Origin of the sequence: Streptomyces sp. NBC_00289 (assembly GCF_041435115.1) — a bacterium.
Taxonomy (GTDB): domain Bacteria; phylum Actinomycetota; class Actinomycetes; order Streptomycetales; family Streptomycetaceae; genus Streptomyces.
This window is the reverse complement of sequence record NZ_CP108046.1, coordinates 8,067,480-8,084,595: the sequence shown is the minus strand read 5'-3', so window position 1 is coordinate 8,084,595 and position 17,116 is coordinate 8,067,480. Positions and strand designations below refer to the sequence as shown.

At 72.2% G+C, this 17,116-nt stretch carries 15 protein-coding genes; 6 read left to right on the top strand and 9 right to left on the bottom strand.

Annotation, left to right across the window (positions count from 1 at the left end):
- Nucleotides 1-93 precede the first annotated feature (93 nt).
- Nucleotides 94-849: a hypothetical protein gene (locus tag OG985_RS36580; RefSeq protein ID WP_371672665.1), complete on the top strand. Its 756-nt coding sequence runs from the start codon at nucleotides 94-96 to the stop codon at nucleotides 847-849.
- 11 nt (nucleotides 850-860) lie between these two features.
- Here OG985_RS36580 and OG985_RS36575 read toward each other — a convergent pair whose 3' ends face one another.
- Nucleotides 861-3,350 carry an alpha-L-arabinofuranosidase C-terminal domain-containing protein gene (locus OG985_RS36575; RefSeq protein WP_371672664.1) on the bottom strand — a complete coding sequence of 830 codons (2,490 nt, stop codon included), beginning with the start codon at nucleotides 3,348-3,350 and terminating at the stop codon, nucleotides 861-863.
- A gap of 125 nt (nucleotides 3,351-3,475) precedes the next feature.
- On the opposite strand from OG985_RS36575, the gene OG985_RS36570 reads away from it, so the two are divergent.
- Entirely contained in the window at nucleotides 3,476-3,994 is a 519-nt protein-coding gene (locus OG985_RS36570) for a DUF6314 family protein (RefSeq protein ID WP_371672663.1), read from the top strand.
- Here the strand turns inward: OG985_RS36570 and OG985_RS36565 are convergent.
- From OG985_RS36565 to OG985_RS36555, 3 genes are all read right to left on the bottom strand, one after another.
- A complete protein-coding gene (locus OG985_RS36565) occupies nucleotides 3,976-4,569 on the bottom strand; it encodes a histidine phosphatase family protein (RefSeq protein ID WP_371672662.1) in 594 nt (197 codons plus the stop codon). The genes OG985_RS36570 and OG985_RS36565 overlap by 19 nt on opposite strands.
- Before the next feature lie 113 nt (nucleotides 4,570-4,682).
- Nucleotides 4,683-5,120, bottom strand: a complete 438-nt coding sequence (locus OG985_RS36560) for a GNAT family N-acetyltransferase (protein ID WP_371672661.1) — start codon at nucleotides 5,118-5,120, stop codon at nucleotides 4,683-4,685.
- A 43-nt stretch (nucleotides 5,121-5,163) separates the two neighbouring features.
- Nucleotides 5,164-6,639 carry a PLP-dependent aminotransferase family protein gene (locus OG985_RS36555; RefSeq protein WP_371672660.1) on the bottom strand — a complete coding sequence of 492 codons (1,476 nt, stop codon included), beginning with the start codon at nucleotides 6,637-6,639 and terminating at the stop codon, nucleotides 5,164-5,166.
- On the opposite strand from OG985_RS36555, the gene OG985_RS36550 reads away from it, so the two are divergent.
- Nucleotides 6,638-7,555, top strand: coding sequence for a DMT family transporter (locus OG985_RS36550; protein WP_371672659.1), 918 nt, complete (start codon nucleotides 6,638-6,640; stop codon nucleotides 7,553-7,555). The genes OG985_RS36555 and OG985_RS36550 overlap by 2 nt on opposite strands.
- A gap of 94 nt (nucleotides 7,556-7,649) precedes the next feature.
- Entirely contained in the window at nucleotides 7,650-7,844 is a 195-nt protein-coding gene (locus OG985_RS36545; RefSeq protein ID WP_371672658.1) for a DUF1918 domain-containing protein, read from the top strand.
- 91 nt (nucleotides 7,845-7,935) lie between these two features.
- Here the strand turns inward: OG985_RS36545 and OG985_RS36540 are convergent, their stop codons facing one another.
- Nucleotides 7,936-9,171 (bottom strand): glycoside hydrolase family 10 protein, encoded by a 1,236-nt coding sequence (locus tag OG985_RS36540; RefSeq protein ID WP_371672657.1) that lies wholly within the window; start codon nucleotides 9,169-9,171, stop codon nucleotides 7,936-7,938.
- Between the two features lie 166 nt (nucleotides 9,172-9,337).
- Between OG985_RS36540 and OG985_RS36535 the strand changes: the two genes are divergently transcribed.
- On the top strand, nucleotides 9,338-10,198 hold the full coding sequence (locus OG985_RS36535; protein WP_371672656.1) for a 3-hydroxybutyryl-CoA dehydrogenase: 861 nt from the start codon (nucleotides 9,338-9,340) through the stop codon (nucleotides 10,196-10,198).
- Nucleotides 10,199-10,410: 212 nt separating this feature from the next.
- Complete coding sequence (locus OG985_RS36530) at nucleotides 10,411-10,668, top strand: hypothetical protein (RefSeq protein ID WP_371672655.1); 258 nt, start codon at nucleotides 10,411-10,413, stop codon at nucleotides 10,666-10,668.
- A gap of 53 nt (nucleotides 10,669-10,721) precedes the next feature.
- Here OG985_RS36530 and OG985_RS36525 read toward each other — a convergent pair whose 3' ends face one another.
- The 4 genes from OG985_RS36525 to pheS all read right to left on the bottom strand — a co-directional run bounded on the left by OG985_RS36525 (nucleotide 10,722) and on the right by pheS (nucleotide 17,113).
- Nucleotides 10,722-11,267 (bottom strand): NUDIX hydrolase, encoded by a 546-nt coding sequence (locus tag OG985_RS36525; protein ID WP_371672654.1) that lies wholly within the window; start codon nucleotides 11,265-11,267, stop codon nucleotides 10,722-10,724.
- 151 nt (nucleotides 11,268-11,418) lie between these two features.
- Entirely contained in the window at nucleotides 11,419-12,759 is a 1,341-nt protein-coding gene (locus OG985_RS36520) for a transcriptional regulator (protein WP_371672653.1), read from the bottom strand.
- 719 nt (nucleotides 12,760-13,478) lie between these two features.
- A complete protein-coding gene (pheT, locus tag OG985_RS36515; RefSeq protein WP_371672652.1) occupies nucleotides 13,479-15,992 on the bottom strand; it encodes a phenylalanine--tRNA ligase subunit beta in 2,514 nt (837 codons plus the stop codon).
- On the bottom strand, nucleotides 15,992-17,113 hold the full coding sequence (pheS, locus tag OG985_RS36510; RefSeq protein WP_371672651.1) for a phenylalanine--tRNA ligase subunit alpha: 1,122 nt from the start codon (nucleotides 17,111-17,113) through the stop codon (nucleotides 15,992-15,994). The genes pheT and pheS overlap by 1 nt, the downstream gene beginning before the upstream one ends.
- Nucleotides 17,114-17,116: the final 3 nt, after the last annotated feature.

Below are 17,116 nucleotides of genomic sequence, written 5' to 3'. Positions count from 1 at the left end.
GACTATACGTTTCGCTGCACGTTTATGCAATTCATCGGGTCGCGACGGGCCCCGCGGGCCGTGCGGCCGGTCCGGCCCGTCATGATGATCTCCATGACACCGATCACCGGCATGGACCTGACCGGCTTCACCGAGCGAGAGCCGGGCATATGGACCGACGAGTGGGGGGTATTACTGTCGGTCCACTACTTCTCCCAGGTCCCGGACCTGCCCGCTCCGCTCGACGAGCCGGAGCGGCTCCGGTCCGCTCTCGCGCACAGCGTGGCCGCGGCCGGTGGCGGCCTGATCGAGGCGGTGCCGGGCCTGGTGGACGGAGTCCCGGCCGTCCGGCAGCTGGTCAAGATGCCGCGGCCGGACGGGCACGGCCAGGTCTTCCTCGGCTCATGGACGATCCCCCGGTCCGGCTGCAGCACGGTCGTCACGGTGCAGGCCGCCGAAGGGGCGACGACCGGCATGCGTGAGGCGATGATCATGGGGCAGGTGGGGCCGGCCGACTACTTCCGGCCGCACCCGTACGCCGCCGGCCTCCAGGGCGGACTGCCGTACCACGTGGGTGACCATGAGGAGTGGGACGCGCGGTTCCCGGAGCACCCGCTCACCCTGGTCCGGGCCGCGCTGCGGCGCGTCACCCCGACCGTCACCCTCGACGAGCGGTTCAGGACCCTCCCGCCGTTCGGCTCGCCGGCAGGCCCGGCGACGGGTCCGGCGGCAGGGCCCGTGGCAGGGCCCGTGTCCGGCGGCCCCGCCGAGGGTCCGGCGGCCGGCCCGCCGGTGCCCCCGGTGGCGGGCCCGCCGGACATGCCGCTGACCCCCGGGCCCGGCTGGTTCCGGCGCCGAGGGCGCCGGTGAGCCGGGTCGGGCTACCGCTGCCTGATCCGCAGGAAGGTGACGGAGTTCGCCGGGAAGGTGTACGTGAACCTGTCCGCCACCCCCTCGTAGGTGGACGAGACCGGCGCCACGGCCGTGGACGTCTCCGTGTTCACGGCGTCCGGTGCGGCCGCGAGCGTGGTCACCCGGGCCCTGGACGCGACCTTCGCGCCGCCCAGGTCGATCGCCGTACGGGCCGCGGCGGACTGGGCGTTGACGACCTTGACGATCAGGTCGCCGGTCTTCCCGTCCTGGGTGACGACCTGCCGGAAGGGCTCGGCCGGCTTGTCGTCGGTGAAGCCGCCCCACTCCCGGCCGTCGAGGTAGAGGGTCACCTGTCGGCCCCGCACCTTGATGTCGATGTCGTAGGCGCGGTTCGTCTCGATGGTCCCGGCCTTGGAGACGAGCGTCGACTTGCCGCCGTCCACGGCCTGCTCGACGGCGGAGGTGGTGTTGTTCCAGCCGCCGAGGTTCCACCAGTAGTAGTTGCCCGTGTCCTTGACGCCGAAGGCGACGAGGAAGCCCTCCTTGCCGGCCTTCTTGGTGGCCTTCACATGCAGGTCGTAGTCGTGCCATCGGGCGTCCCCGGCCGAGACCATGGTGTTCTCGGCGGCCACGTCGCTCTGGACGTACTGCCCGTCCTGGACGCTCCAGCTGCCGCCGCCGGTGTGCGTCCACTGCGAGGCGTCACCGGAGAAGTCGTCGCCCAGCAGCGCCGTCCCGTCCGCGCCCGTCACCCGTACGTCGTCGTACGCCGCCGACGTCGCCCAGGTGGACAGGCCGACGGCGCCTGAGACCGGGCCGCTCACGGCCGGGGTGCCGGTGGCGGTGGAGGGGACCACGCGGTCACCGACGTTGGTCATGAACAGCTTCTGGACCTCGTAGTTGGCCGAGTTCCAGGAGGCGTGGTTGTTGAACCAGACCAGGTCCGGGCGCCACTGGACGTAGTCCTCGTTGGCGAACAGCGGTGCATAGGAGGCCAGTTTCACCACGTCCGCGTTGCGCTCCAGACCGGTCATGTAGGCCGCTTCGGCGAGGCCGTTCCTGAAGGCGTTGCCCTGGGAGGCGTATTCGCCCAGGAAGACCTTGGGGCCTCCGCGGTCGTAGGAGTCGTAGCGGCCGTTGTTCTGGAGAAACCACCGCGGACTGTTGTAGTAGTGCTCGTCGACCATGGCGACGTCCGCGTCCCGGTTGAGCTGCCAGGCCGTGTCGAAGGTCGAACCCGAGTCGTCGGGACCGGAGTTGGAGATGACGGTGATGTCCGGGTACCTCGCCTCGATCGCGGCGCGGAACCGCGTGAAGCGGGCGAGGAACTCGACGGGCAGGTTCTCCTCGTTGCCGACCTCGAGGTGCGTCAGATGGAAGGGCTCGGGGTGGCCCATCCGGGCGCGCTTCCCGCCCCAGGTGGAGGTGACCGGTCCGTTGGCGAACTCGATCAGGTCCAGGGTGTCCTGGATGTGGCGCTTCAGCAGCGCGTCGTCGTCGACGGCCCGGTTCTGGCCGCACCCGGTCACCAGGGCGGGCACGACGGGCAGGGGCATCGCGCCGATGTCCTCGGCGAAGCGGAAGTACTCGTAGTAGCCGAGGCCGTAACTCTGGTTGTAGCCCCAGACGTTGGCGTTGGTGGCCCGCCGCTCGACCGGGCCGACGGTGTCCTTCCACTGGTACGAGCGCTTGCGCTGCCAGTCGGAGGCCTCGCTGTAGTCCAGCATGGAGCCGGTGTTGACCAGGCAGCCGCCGGGGAAGCGCATGAAGCCCGGGTGCAGGGCGGCGACCTTCTCGGCGAGGTCCTTCCGCAGGCCGTTGGCCTGGTGCTTGTAGGTGTCGCGCGGGAAGAGGGACACCATGTCGAGGGCGGCCGCGGCGGAGGAGGCGACGGCGAGCCGGCCCTCGCCGCTGGTGCGGGTCGCGGTGAAGGTGGCGGTGTACCTGGCCCAGCCGCGCTTCGTGACGGCCACCCTACGGGCGGTGGCGAGGGTCCCGTCGGCGTCCTCGAGTGAGATCGTCAGAGCGGTGCCGGCCGTGGCACGCGCCCACACCGAGAAGTCGTACTTCTTGCCCTCGTCCACCCGGACGCCGGTGTTGTAGCCGGCGTTGGTGACGGACGAACCGGCCCCCAGGGAGAGGTAGTTGCGGTTGCGGTCGTTGAGCCGGCCGTCGTCGTTCACGACCTGCGCGGTGCCGCCGACCGTCCAGGCGGTGAGCGGGGTGTACGAGCCGTTGTCGGCGGTGGAGTACTCGAAGGACCGGTTCTGCACGAGCTCGGCGTACAGGCCGCCGTCGGCGGCCCGGTTGATGTCCTCGAAGAAGACGCCGTACATCGTGTCGTCGATCTTCGGACCCCTGGCGGACGGGTCGACGGTGACGGCGTAGTCGGTGACGTCCTCGGCGTGTGCGGGGACGGGGACGACGGCGGCGGCCACCAGACAGGCGGCGGCCGTCAGACCCAGTCTCCAGCGGGACCGGGTACGGGTGCGTGACATGGATACTCCGCGGCTCGATGTTCGAAATATCAGACGTCGATCAGCACTTCGAACGGCAACATAGAGAGGGGGTCGGGGAGCGTCAATGGGGCGCGTGGCAACGGATGTGACGGAGGGAAGGGCTGATGGGCGAGTTCTGGCCAGTGCCCGACGTGCTGGGCCACCTGGCCGGGAGCTGGCGCGTGACACGGTCGGTGCGGGATCTCGCGAGCGGCGACGAGGGCCGGTTCGACGGCACGACCGTCTTCGCCCCGCTGGAGGCGGAGAGGGGCCCACTGAAGGCAGGAGCCCCGGCGGAGCCGGGCAGCCCGGCGGACGCGAAGGCCGCGGTGGCCGGAGGCGGCCTGCTGCACCGGGAGTCGGGCATCTTCGTCTGGCGGGGTGTCCCCCGCTCCGCCGAGCGGACGTTGCGCTTCCTGTCGGGGAGTTCACCGGCGACGGCGGACGTGCGCTTCGCCGACGGGCGGCCCTTCCACGATCTGGACCTGACCTCCGGGCACCATGTCGCCGATCACCCGTGCGCGGCGGACCTCTACCGCGGCGAGTTCACCGTCCACGACCGGGACCACTGGCGGTCGGTGTGGCGGGTCCGCGGCCCGGCCAAGGACCTGGTGCTCACCACCGACTACGCCCGCGAGGACTGAGCGGACACCCCGTCGAGGCGCAGGTTCCAGCGCCGCGCGCGGCCCGTGACGGTGGTCGTCGACAGGGGCCGCACGTCGATGTTCCAGTACGTCGAGGGCGGCGCCTGCAGGGCGTACACGAGGGCGGCGCGGATCACGGACGGCTCGGCCACGGCGACGACGGCGCCGCCGTCTCCGACGGGCCGGGTGTCCAGCCAGCCGCCGACCCGGGAGATGAAGGCGTGCAGCGATTCACCGCCGTGCGGGGTGGCCTGCGGCCCGGCGAGCCAGGCGTCCACGGCTTCCGGCTCGCGGGCCATCGCCTCGCCGAGCGTCAGCCCGCGCCACCGGCCCATGTCGCAGTCCCGCAGGGCGAGCTGCACGAGCGGCGCGTACCCCAGGGCGTCCCCGGTGCTGCGGCTGCGCGGGGTCGGCGAGCAGTAGCGCAGCTCGGCGGCCGCGAACGGCACCAGGTCGTGGGCGGCGCGCTGCACCTCCTCCCAGCCGGCCTGGTCCAGCGGCCGGTCGTCCTCGAAACGCTCGGCGAGCAGCGAGGAGCTGCGGGCGGCGGCGACGAACGTGACCCGAAGTGGCATGCGGCGATCGTGAATCGGATAAGTTCGCAGGTCAAGGGATGTTACCTGGGAGTTACCCTGGGTATGCGAATGATTGCCGGGAGGGGCCGGATCCGGCGGACAAGTCACTCGAATCACTCGAAGAGGAGCGCCATCCACTGGTCCGGCTTCACCAGCGCCGCGAACCCGGCCTTCTCGTACACGCCGTGCGCGTCGTGGGTGGCGAGCAGGATGCGCCGCAGCCCGTACGGCCGCAGGTGCTCGCGCACGAACTCGACCAGCGCCGTACCGATCCCCTCGCCCCGCACCGCCGGGTCGACGTACACGTCGCAGAGCCAGGCGAACGTCGCCCGGTCGGTGATGATCCGGGCATACGCCACCTGATCCCCTGAAAGTGACGCGTAGACACCGAAGTTGAGCGAACCGGCGATCGCCAGGTCCTGCTTCTCCCGGGACCGGCCGATCGCCCAGTACGCGTCGGTGGACAGCCGGCGGTGCACCCACTCGGCGTCGACACGGTCGGGGTCGGTGGAGATCTCGTAGCCCTCGGCGAGGCGCGCTGCGGTGGTCATGCGGGGAGAGTTCCAGGCCGGGGTCAGCGCCGTCGAGCGGTTTTCACCGGCGGGCCACGGCCTCGTCGGACGGCGGCCGGAGCACCTCGTCACAGGCGGTGCGCAGCCGCCGTACGCCCTCCGTGATCTCCCCCGTGCCGGCGACCGCGGCGAAGCTCAGGCGCACGTGGCCCGCGGGCGGTTCGGCGCTGAAGTAGGGGCGGCCCGGAGTGATCGCCACGCCCGCGCGCAGGGCGGCCGCCGTGAAGCCCGGCTCGTCGGTGCCCTCGGGCAGCCGCAGCCACAGGTGGTATCCGCCCGAGGGGACGTGCGGGAGGGACAGTTCGGGCAGGGTGGCCCGCAGCGCGGCCGTCATCGCGGTCCGGCGGGTGCGCAACTCGGCCGACACCGCCCGCAGATGGCGGGGCCAGGCGGGCGAGCCGACGAGTTCGAGCGCGGCCTCCTGAAGCGGGCGGGGCACGAAGAAGGTGTCGACGACCTGGATGGCGCGCAGCCGCTCCAGGACCGGGCCGTGCGCGGCGAGCGCGCTCACCCGGAAGCTGGGCGAGGTCGCCTTGGTCAGCGAACCCACGTGCACGACGACGCCGTCGGGGTCCTCGGCGGCGAGCGGGCGCGGCAGCGGGCCCGCGTCCTCGTGCACGAGCCGTCGTACGAAGTCGTCCTCGACGACGAACGCACCGGCCTCGCGCGCGATGCGGAGCACCTCGCCCCGGCGCTCGGCGGCGAGCACCGCGCCGGTCGGGTTCTGGAACAGCGGCTGGCAGACGAAGACCCGGGCGCCGGTCGCCCGGAACGCGTCCGCGAGCAGCGCGGGTCGCACTCCGTCCCTGTCCACCGGCACCGGGACCGGGCGCAGGCCCGCCGCACGGGCGATCGCCAGCATGCCGGGGTAGGTGGGGGACTCCACCAGGACGGGCGCCCCGGGCGGGGCGAGGGCGCGCAGCGCGGTGGTCAGCGCGGACTGGCCGCCCGCGGTGACCAGCACGCCCGCGGCCGTGACCGCTCCGCCGGGCCCGCCGATGCTCCGCGCGAACCACTCCCGCAGTTCCGGCAGCCCCTCCATGGGCGGCCGGCCCCAGGCGCCGGGGCGGCGGCCCGCCCGGGACAGGGCCGCGGCCATCGCCCGCTCGGGCTGCAACGAGGGGTGCAGGTAGCCGCCGTTGAACTCGATGACTCCGGGCGGCGGCGCGGCGAGCGAGACGAGGACACCGGAGGCGTCCACGGAGCGCGGTACGAGGTCGACGGCGCCGTCCGCGCTGAGGGCGACCTCCTGCCAGGAGGTGTCGCCGCCGCGGGCGGTCGTGGCGGGCGGCTGGGCGCGGAAGGCGCCGGCGCCCGGGCGGGTGAGGACCAGACCCTCGGCGGCCAGTTGCGCGAGAGCCCGCGAGACCGTCACCGGGCTGACCCGGAACCGCTCGACGAGTGCCCGACTCGACGGGAGCTTTCCACCTGGCGAGTAGCGGTCGAGCTCTCGTCGCAGATGATTCGCCAGTTCACCCACACTGCTATTCTCGTGCATGAGAGCACAGAGTAGCGCTACTGCCCCGAGCCGGATAGCGGTCGACACCCCGGCGAGGGCGGCCACCACGGGCACCCTCCAGGCCGGTCTGGGTGTCGTCGCGTTCTCCCTCACCTTCCCCGCCACCGCCTGGGGCCTGGAGGGCTTCGGCCCCTGGTCCCTGGTGGCCGTACGCAGTGTGCTGGCCGCCCTGATCGCGGGCGGCTGTCTGCTCGCCCTGCGCGTGCCGCCGCCGGGCCGCCGTCACTGGCCGGGGCTCGCGGTCGTCGCCGCCGGCGTCGTCGTCGGCTTCCCGCTGCTGACCACCCTCGCGCTCCAGACGTCCACGACCGCGCACGCCGCCGTCGTGGTCGGCCTGCTGCCGCTGACGACCGCGCTCCTGTCCGCGCTGCGCACAGGCATCCGCCCCTCCCGCACCTTCTGGACGGCGGCTCTCGCGGGCGCCGCCGCCGTGCTCGTCTTCACGGTGCAGCAGAGCGGCGGCGCCCTCAGCACGGCCGACCTGTACCTGTTCGCCGCGCTGCTGGTGTGCGCGGCCGGCTACACGGAGGGCGGCCGGCTGGCCCGGGTGATGCCGGGCTGGCAGGTCATCGGCTGGGCGCTGGTGCTGTGCCTGCCGCTCGGCGTGCCGGCCACCCTGCTCGCGCTGTCGTACGAGCCCGTGCACCTGACCCCGCACAGCGTGGCCGGACTGGTGTGGGTCGCGGCGGGCTCGCAGTTCGTCGGTCTGGTCGTCTGGTACCGGGGCATGGCGGCCATCGGCGTCCCCAAGGCCAGCCAGTTGCAGTTGGCCCAGCCGCTGCTCACACTGGTGTGGTCGGTGCTACTGCTGGGCGAGCACCTGACGGTGGCCGCCCCGTTGACGGCCGCGGCGGTGCTCGTGTGCATCGTCGTCACCCAGCGGGCGAGGGGTTGAGCGGCACCGCCCGCGCAGGTCCCGACGGGCGCCCAGCGCCGTAGACTCAAGGCCACGGACCGCTGCTCCCGTACCCGGTGAGGAGGCCCAACAGATGCACGCAATCGTGGGCGACCAGCTTGTCCAGCACGGCAGGGTGGTCGGTCAGCACGACAAGGTCGCCGATATCGTCGAGGTGATGGGTCAGGAGGGCACGCCCCCGTACCGCGTCCGCTTCCAGGACGGGCACGAGGCCGTGTGCTCACCCGGCCCCGACACCGAAATCCGCCACAGGGACACCGCCCACTAGACCGCGCCGGACCGCCCGGTCCCCGCGCGACGGTTCCGCTCCCCGGGATGCCACCTTGTGGATGTCGGGGAGCCGAGCCGCCCGGTCCGGATCAGCGCGGGGGTTTCACCGGCCGCGGGTAGTGGTCGGCGACGACCCGTGCCATCGCGTCGATCCGGTCGACGACCACGTCCTTGGCGGCGAAGAAGACATGCCCCCGTGCCTGCGGGTACCGCTTCGCCAGCGTGAGGTGCCGGGACAGTTCGGCCGGGTCCTGCCAGGCGGCGGGCTGCGCCGGATCACCCGCCTTGTACAGCGCCTCCCCGAGGTACAGCCGCGTACCGGTGCCCTGGACCGCCTCCGCCCACCAGGCCAGGAGCGTCGCGTAGTCGGCGGCGGCGAAGCCGATGTTCCAGTAGAGCTGCGGGCAGATGTAGTCGATCCAGTTCTCCCGGACCCACCTGCGGGTGTCCGCGTGCAGGTCGTCGTACGTCTGCACGCCCGCCCTGGTGTCGGAGCCGAGCGGATCGGTCGCGGCGTTGCGCCACACCCCGAAGGGGCTGATGCCGAAGCGCGTCGCGGGCCGGACCGCCCTGATGCGGGCTGCCGTCTCCCGCACCAGCCGGTCGATGTTGTCGCGGCGCCAGGCGGCACGGTTGGGGAAGGCCCCGCCGTGGCGGTCGTAGGCCGCGTCGTCGTCGAAGGTCTGGCCGGCCACCGGGTACGGGTAGAAGTAGTCGTCGAAGTGCACGGCGTCCACGGGGTACTTCCGCACCGCGTCGAGCATCGCGTCCTGGACGAAGGTCCGCACCTCGGGCAGCCCGGGGTTGTAGTAGAGCTTCCCGCCGTACGGCACCACCCAGTCCGGGTGCCTGCGGGCGGGGTGGGTGGACACGAGTCTCGCCGGGTCCGTGTGGTTGGCGATCCGGTACGGGTTGAACCAGGCGTGCAGGTGCAGGCCCCGCGCGTGCGCCTCGGCGACGGCCGTGCCGAGCGGGTCCCAGCCGGGGTCCCGGCCCTGGGTGCCGGTGAGGTACTGGGACCACGGCTCGTACGGCGAGGGCCACAGGGCGTCGGCCGTGGGCCGCACCTGGAAGACCACCGTGTTGAGCCGGTCGCGGACCGCCGTGTCGAGGTGGGCGATCAGCTCGGTGCGCTGCTCGACCGCGGTCAGGCCCGGCCGGGAGGGCCAGTCGCGGTTGGTCACGGTGGCCAGCCACACACCGCGCATCTCGGTGCCCGCCCGCCGCCGGCCGGACGGGGCGGCGGCCGTGCTTCCCACGTCCCCACCCAGCGCGAGTGTCGACAGCGCGGCCGCCGCGAACGCCCGACGTGTCACTCGACCCATCCGCCACCCCCATCGCCGCGGGTCCGCGCCCGCGCGGACCGTCTCCGCGCCCAGAATGCCCCACCCAGGTGATCGATCATCGATACTTGGGAGTAACGTGCACGAACGGAGCAGGCACCGGACCACGGCGGCCCTGCCTCAGCCGAAGACCAGCGAAAGGGACGATGTGACCGACATCGAGCGCGTCGGAGTGGTGGGCTGCGGCCAGATGGGAGCGGGCATCGCCGAGGTGTGCGCCCGCGCCGGCCTGGACGTCAAGGTCGCCGAGACCACCGGCGAAGCCCTGGAGATCGGCCGGACCCGGCTGTTCAACTCCCTGTCGAAGGCCGCCGAACGCGGCAAGATCACCGAGGAGGAGCTGGCGGCGACGCAGGCGCGGCTGAGCTTCACCACCGATCTCGGCGAGTTCTCCGACCGCGACCTGGTGATCGAGGCCGTCGTCGAGAACGAGCAGGTCAAGACCGAGATCTTCCAGGTGCTCGACCAGGTCGTGTCCCGTCCCGACGCGATCCTCGCCTCCAACACCTCCTCCATCCCCCTGGTGAAGCTGGCGGTCGCCACCTCGCGGCCCGACCACGTCATCGGCATCCACTTCTTCAACCCGGCGCCGGTGCAGAAGCTGGTCGAGCTGATCCCCGCGCTCACCACCTCCGAGGGCACGCTCAGCCGGGCCCAGGTCTTCACCGAGAAGGTGCTCGGCAAGCACGCCATCCGCGCCCAGGACCGCTCCGGTTTCGTGGTCAACGCGCTGCTGATCCCCTATCTCCTCTCCGCGATCCGGATGTTCGAGTCGGGTATCGCCAGCCGCGAGGACATCGACAACGGCATGGAACTCGGCTGCGCCCATCCCATGGGCCCGCTGAAGCTGTCCGACCTGATCGGCCTCGACACGGTCTCCTCGGTGGCGTACTCGATGTACGAGGAGTACAAGGAGCCGCTCTACGCCGCTCCCCCGCTGCTCCAGCGCATGGTCGACGCCGGCCGCCTCGGCCGGAAGTCCGGCTCCGGGTTCTACACCTACGGCTGACCGGTGCCGTGTCGCCTGCGCCGACACGCACCGTAGTTCTTCGGCTGCCGCGGGGCCGGCACTCTTCGGAGTGCCGGGCCCGCGGCATTCACACGCCGTGTGCGCGCCGGGCCCGCATATGCCCCTCGCACACTCTCCCCACTCGCCCACCAGCGGAGTTCACTCTTCATGCACATGCAAGGGATGTGATGACTACGGAAAGGAGCGGACTCGTGACCGCCGACCCGGAGCATCCCGTGGTCCATGGAGAACTCGCAGAGTTACGGCGACGCCTCGATGTCGCGTACACGCGCGTCGAGGGAGGGCTGGCTCTGCTCAGCCATCGCACCGAGGAGACGGACAAGGAGGTCGACGACCTGAGCGCACGGGTCGTCGCGCTGGAGCACGCCCGCTGGCCGCTGCCCGCGGTCGCCGCGATCACGGCGGTGGGCGCGCTCGTGGTGACGATCTGGCAGGCGCTGGGGCGCTAGGAGGTCAAGCGCGCCGCGGTGACCCGCGCCGGGACCAGGGCGCCGTGGGGGGATCAGGGCTGGGCGTCCTGGCCGAGGCGGAGGTGGTGCAGGAGCAGGAGCGCCGCCACCATGTTGGCGGCCGGGACCTCACCGCGGGCGACCATGTCGGGGACGAGTTTGAGGGGGACCCATTCCCGGCGGTCCGACTCGAAGTCGTCCACCGGGTGTCCGGTGTACTCGCCCTCCTCGGCCCAGAAGATGTGGTGCCGGGCGTCGGTGAGTCCGTTGGAGGGCTCCACGCTCATGAGGTGGCGCAGGGGTCCCGGCCGCCACCCGGTCTCCTCCTCGAGTTCCCTGGCGGCCGCGCGGGCGATGTCCTCGCCGTCCTCGACGACGCCCGCCGCGAGTTCCCACCCCCAGCTGTCGGTGATGAAACGGTGGCGCCACAGAAGGAGGACCTCATTGGCCTCGTTCACCACCGTGGCCACGGCGACGGGCCGCAGCCGTATCAGGAAGTGGTCGAGATGTCGGCCGTCCGGCAGCTCGACATCGGCGAGATTGACGCTGAACCAGCGGTTTGCATACACAGGTTGTTCGTTCTGTTTCGTCCACTGCACGGTTCTGCCACCTTCCGCTGAGTAAGTGGCAATATCGCAGCAGGAACAGTGTCACAGCAGGCGCACACCGGTCGGCTCGCAGCGCGACGGGGTGTCCGTGGCGCGCTCTCGCCGTGGCCGCGCACCCGTCACAGACGTCGCCTCGCGCCTGTCACAGGGGTACGCGCAGTGCCCCGTCGATCAGTTCGGCGGCCTCTGCCGTACCGGCACAACCGCTGCGCACCAGGTGTTCGCGCACCGCGCGGAGTCTGTCGCGCAGCCGCTGCGACTCCATGCCACGGGCCTGCTCGGCCATCTGTACGGCGGTGGCCACCGCCTTGTCGGCGTTGCCCTGCCGCATCTCGATGGTGCTGAGCATGGCGAGCCGGTGCACCCGGCCCCGGTCGTGGGCCGGGTTGTCGACCGCGGCCGCGGCGTGCTGCGCGGCCGCCGCGAGTTCGCCGAGGCTGAGCAGCGCCTCCGCCACCTGTACGTTGACCAGTCCCGGCTGGACATAGCCCGTCTCGTCGGGTTCGTGGCCGCGCCGGATGCGTTCGGCGGTCTGCTCGGCACGCCGGATGCAGGACAGCGCGCTCGTGCCGTCACCCAGGTGCGCGTACGCCTTCGCCTGCATCGCGTACAGGTCGGAGGCGAGCGCCGGGGTGATGTGGCGGCCGGCGGCGCGCAGTGCGGCCTCCGCGAAGGCAACGGCCTGGCGGTACTCCCGCATGAACAGCGACTGGTTGACCAGGAGCGCGATCACGTAGGCGCCGAGTCCCCGGTCCCCGCTGGCCTTGGCGAGCCGCAGGGCCTGGTGGAAATAGCGCTGGGCGAGTCCGTGGGCGTCGGAGTCGTACGCGCAGATTCCGGCGATGGCCACCAACCCGCCGGTGGCGCGGTGCAGTTGGCGGCCGGTCGCGTCGGTGTAGCTTCCGCGCAGCAGCGGAGCCGCCTCGGCGTTGAGGAAGCCGACGATGCGGGTGCGGGTCGCCATGCCGCCGGCCTTGCGGTACATCTGCTCGTAGTGGGCGCGGGCCGAGCGCAGCATCGCTATGTCGGTGGAGGTGACCCGGTGCCGGCCGCCGCGGGAGACGTCCACGTCCTCGGGCGGGTTCTCCCACTCCCACACGGGCATCACGGCGGGTGTGCCGGTGACGGCGGGCGCACCGAGGATGTGCGGGCGCTGCTGTTCGTCGGAGCGCCACAGGGCGGTGGCCCGCTCGACGAAGCCGGACAGTGTGGTGCCGTGCGGGGCCGACGGCTCCCCGGGCACGCCGAGACCGATGTCGTCGAGGGTGACGGGCCGCCGCAGCCGGGCGGCCAGCACCTCGCAGATGAGGTCGGGCACCTGACCGCGCGGCCGCTGCCCCTTCAACCACCGCGCCACGGCGGTGTGTTCGTATCTGAGGGCGAGGTCGCGCGCCCGGCCCGCCTGGTTCACATGTGCGGCCAGACCCGCGTGCGAGACTCCGGCTTCGTCGAGAATCGCGTCGAGCAGAGTATTGGGCTGCATGGGTGCCCCCCGGTGGCTCGGTGCCGACAGATTAGTGGGTCCTCCCTCACACGGGGTGTGAACGGAGTGCCCGTATCCGCACTGTGTGCGCGCTGTTGCGGAGAGTTTCCGGCCGGTTGACTGAGATGCCTCGCAAGAGGCCGGCCGGGCCGCCGGCTCCCCCTCGTACAGTGCGGCGGCCCGTTTCCGCACCGTCCGCCCAGCTGCCTGCCCGACACTCCGTGGCGGGGCGGACGGTCGCCGCCGGCGAGGCCGTGTCCACGGGTACGTCGGCGGGTGCGTGGCGTTCGGCCGCGACACCCGCGACCCGGCGGGGCCTGTCCGAGCCGGCGTGGCAGCGCGTGCCGGACGTGCGGGGCCGACCCGGTGCCGACGCGGGAAGGACGGCACCGGTGGCGGACCGCACGGTGGAGCCGTTGTGCCGGGCGAGCGGACGGACAGTTCGTAGCTGATCGCGCCGGCGCCCCGGACCGTGGGAAGACCGAGGGCGAGCAGCCGTCGGCGACCCGGCGGGGGCGGCCCGACCTGCGGGGAATCCCAGCCCTGGTAGGGATCATGCCGATGGCCCCCCGTTCAGGCCCTGCAAGCGCAATCGGACCGGCCCCTGGAGGCCGGTCCGATTCTGTCGAGCAATGCCCTCAAAGCGCCCGATCACCTGTAGTTCTCACCCGATCGAGTGAGGTGACCGGATGAGGTGTCGGGGGTGCCGCCCCTCCCCCTCAGCCGCGCAGTACGGCCTCCGTACGCTCACCCGCCAGGGTCACCGCCGCGTCCCGGGCCGCCGACGCCTCGTCGACGGTCAGCGTCCGGTCGCTCGCGCGGAAGCGCAGCGCGTACGCCAGCGACTTCTTGCCCTCGCCGAGCTGCTCGTCGTTCTCGTACACGTCGAACAGCCGGATGGCCTCGAGGAGTTCGCCGGCGCCTTCGCGCAGCGCGGCCTCGACGTCGGCGTGCGGGACGGACTTGTCCACGACCAGCGCGACGTCCTGCGTGGCCACGGGGAACGTGGAGATGCTCGGCGCCTGCACGGTGGTGCCGCCGGCCCGCTCCAGCGCGTCCAGGTCGAGCTCCATCGCGGCGGTGCGCGCGGGCAGGCTCAGTGACTTGACCACACGCGGGTGCAGCTCGCCCGCGTGTCCGACGACCCGCTCGGTGCCGTCCACGGTGATCACGAGCTCGGCGCACCGGCCCGGGTGCCAGGGCCCGTACTGGCCGCCACGCACGATCAGCTCGGCTCCGGTTTCGCGGGCCACGGCACGCGCGGCCTCGACCGCGTCGGCCCAGTCGGCCGGGCGGCCCCTGCCCCACCAGCCGGCCTGCTCACGGGCGCCCGCGAGCACGACGGCGACGTGCCGCGGCTGGTCGGGCAGCGCGGCGTCGAGCTCGGCGATCTCCTCGTCCGTCGGACGCCGGTCCACGGGCAGGACGCCGGCGACGCGCTGCTCCTCGCGCGGCAGGAAGACCAGACCGGTCTCGAACAGCGCCAGGTCGTGGCTGCCGCGGCCGTCGTTGCGCCGCAGTGCGCCGAGCAGGCCCGGCAGCAGGGACGTGCGCAGCACCGGCTCCTCGTCGCGGAGCGGGTTGACCAGCTTGACCGCGCGGCGGGCCGGGTCGTCGGCCGCCAGGCCCAGCTGGTCGAAGACCTGCTCGCCGACGAAGGGGTAGGTGGGCGCCTCGACGTACCCGGACCCGGCGAGGGCCCGGCCCACCCTGCGGTGCAGGCGCTGCCGGTGCGTCAGGCCACGGCCCGACGGCGGCTTGGGCAGCGTGGAGGGCAGGCTCTCGTAGCCCTCCAGGCGGATGACCTCTTCGGCCAGGTCGTTCGGCGCGCCGAGGTCGGGCCGCCACGAGGGGGTCGTGACGATCAGCTCGTCCTGCCCGTAGACGTCGCAGCCGACCTCCTGGAGGCGGCGTACGACGGTCTCGCGGCCGTACTCGACACCCGCGACCCGGTCGGGGTGGTCGGCGGGCATGGCGATGGTGTGCGGCGCGGACGGCGCGATGATCTCGGTGACGCCGGCCTCGGCGGTGGCGCCCGCCAGCAGCACCAGCAGGTCGACCGTGCGCTGGGCGGCGGCCGCCGCGGCCTGCGGGTCGACTCCCCGCTCGAAACGGCGGGACGCCTCGGAGGACAGCTTGTGACGGCGGGCCGTGCGCGCGATGGAGGTGGCGTCGAAGTGCGCGGCCTCGATCACCACGTCGGTCGTGGTGTCCTCGCCGTCCGTGTGGTCGGCGATCTCCGTGTTGGCGCCGCCCATGACCCCGGCGAGGCCGATCGGGCCGCGCTCGTCGGTGATCACCAGGTCCTCGGCGGCCAGCGTGCGCGTGACGCCGTCGAGGGTCGTGAGCTTCTCGCCCGGCTCGGCCCGGCGGACGCCGATGGTGCCCTGGACCAGGGTGCGGTCGTAGGCGTGCAGGGGCTGGCCGAGCTCCATCATCACGTAGTTGGTGACGTCGACGGCGAGCGAGATCGGGCGCATGCCGACCTTCTGCAGCCGGCGCTGAAGCCAGATCGGGGAGCGCGCCTCGGGGCTCAGGCCGGTGACGGTGCGGGCGGTGAAGCGGTCGCAGCCGAACGGGTCGGCGACCGACACCGGGTATCCGAACGCGTTCGGGGCGGGGACGTCGAGCAGTGCCGGATCGCGCAGCGGCAGGCCGTAGGCGATGGCGGTCTCGCGGGCGACGCCGCGGATCGACAGACAGTCGCCGCGGTTCGCGGTGACGGCGATGTCGAGGACCTCGTCGACCAGTTCGAGCAGCTCGACGGCGTCCTTGCCGACCTCGGTCTCCGGCGGCAGCACGATGATGCCGTGGGTGCCGTCGTCGCCCATCCCCAGCTCGCCGCTGGAGCAGATCATGCCGTGCGAGGTCTTGCCGTACGTCTGGCGGGCGGAGATCGCGAAGCCACCGGGCAGCACGGCGCCCGGCAGGACCACGACGACCTTGTCGCCGACGGCGAAGTTGCGGGCGCCGCAGACGATCTCCTGCGGCTCACCCGTCCCGTTGGCGGTGCCGACGTCGACGGTGCAGAAGCGGATGGGCTTCTTGAAGCCCTCCAGTTCCTCGATGGTCAGCACCCGGCCGACGACGAGCGGACCCTTGAGGTCGGCGCCGAGGTGCTCGACGGTCTCGACCTCGAGGCCCGCCGACACGAGTTTGGCCTGCACGTCACGGCCGGTCTCGGTGGCCGGCAGGTCGACGTACTCCCGCAGCCAGGAAAGCGGGACCCGCATCAGATCTCCATCCCGAACGGCCGGGTGAACCGGACGTCACCCTCGACCATGTCTCGCATGTCTTCGACGTTGTGGCGGAACATCGCGATCCGCTCGATCCCGAACCCGAAGGCGAAGCCGCTGTACTTCTCCGGGTCCACGCCGCACGCGGTCAGCACCTTGGGGTTGACCATGCCGCAGCCGCCCAGCTCGATCCAGCCCTCGCTGGAGCAGGTGCGGCAGGGCCGGTCGGGGTTGCCGACGGACTCGCCGCGGCAGACGTAGCACACCATGTCCATCTCGGCGGACGGCTCGGTGAACGGGAAGAAGTTCGGCCTGAGCCGGGTCTTCATGCCCTCGCCGAACAGCGACTGGACCATGTGGTCCAGGGTGCCCTTGAGGTCGGCCATGGTCAGGCCCTCGTCCACGGCGAGCAGTTCGACCTGGTGGAAGACGGGCGTGTGGGTGGCGTCCAGTTCGTCGGTGCGGTACACGCGGCCGGGGCAGATCACGTAGACCGGCAGCTCGCGCTGGAGCAGCGAGCGGATCTGCACCGGCGAGGTGTGGGTGCGCAGGACGACGCCGGACTCGGTGCCGCCCTCGGGCCCCTGCACGAAGAACGTGTCCGCCTCGCCGCGGGCCGGGTGGTCCGGGCCGATGTTCAGCGCGTCGAAGTTGAACCACTCGGCCTCGACCTGCGGGCCCTCGGCGACCTCGTAGCCCATGGCCACGAAGACGTCCTCGATGCGCTCCGAGAGCGTGGTGAGGGGGTGGCGGGCGCCCGCCGGGACCCGGTCGTAGGGCAGCGTGACGTCCACCGCCTCCTCGACCAGTACGCGCGCGTCCCGCTCGGCCTCCAGTTCCGACTGCCGGGCGGCGAACGCCTTGTTCACCGCGCCGCGGGCCTGGCCTACCAGCTTCCCGGCGGCCGCCTTGGCCTGCGGGGGCAGGGCGCCGATCTCGCGGTTGGCGAGGGCCAGCGGGGAGGTGCCGCCGGTGTGGGCGACCTTGGCCTCCTGGAGCGCGTCGAGGGAGTCCGCGGCGGCGAAGGCGGCGAGCGCCTCGTCCCGCAGGCGCTCGATCTCTTCCGGTTTCAACGCCTCGACCTCGACAGGGTCGTACGACTTATTCGGTGCCGACATCTC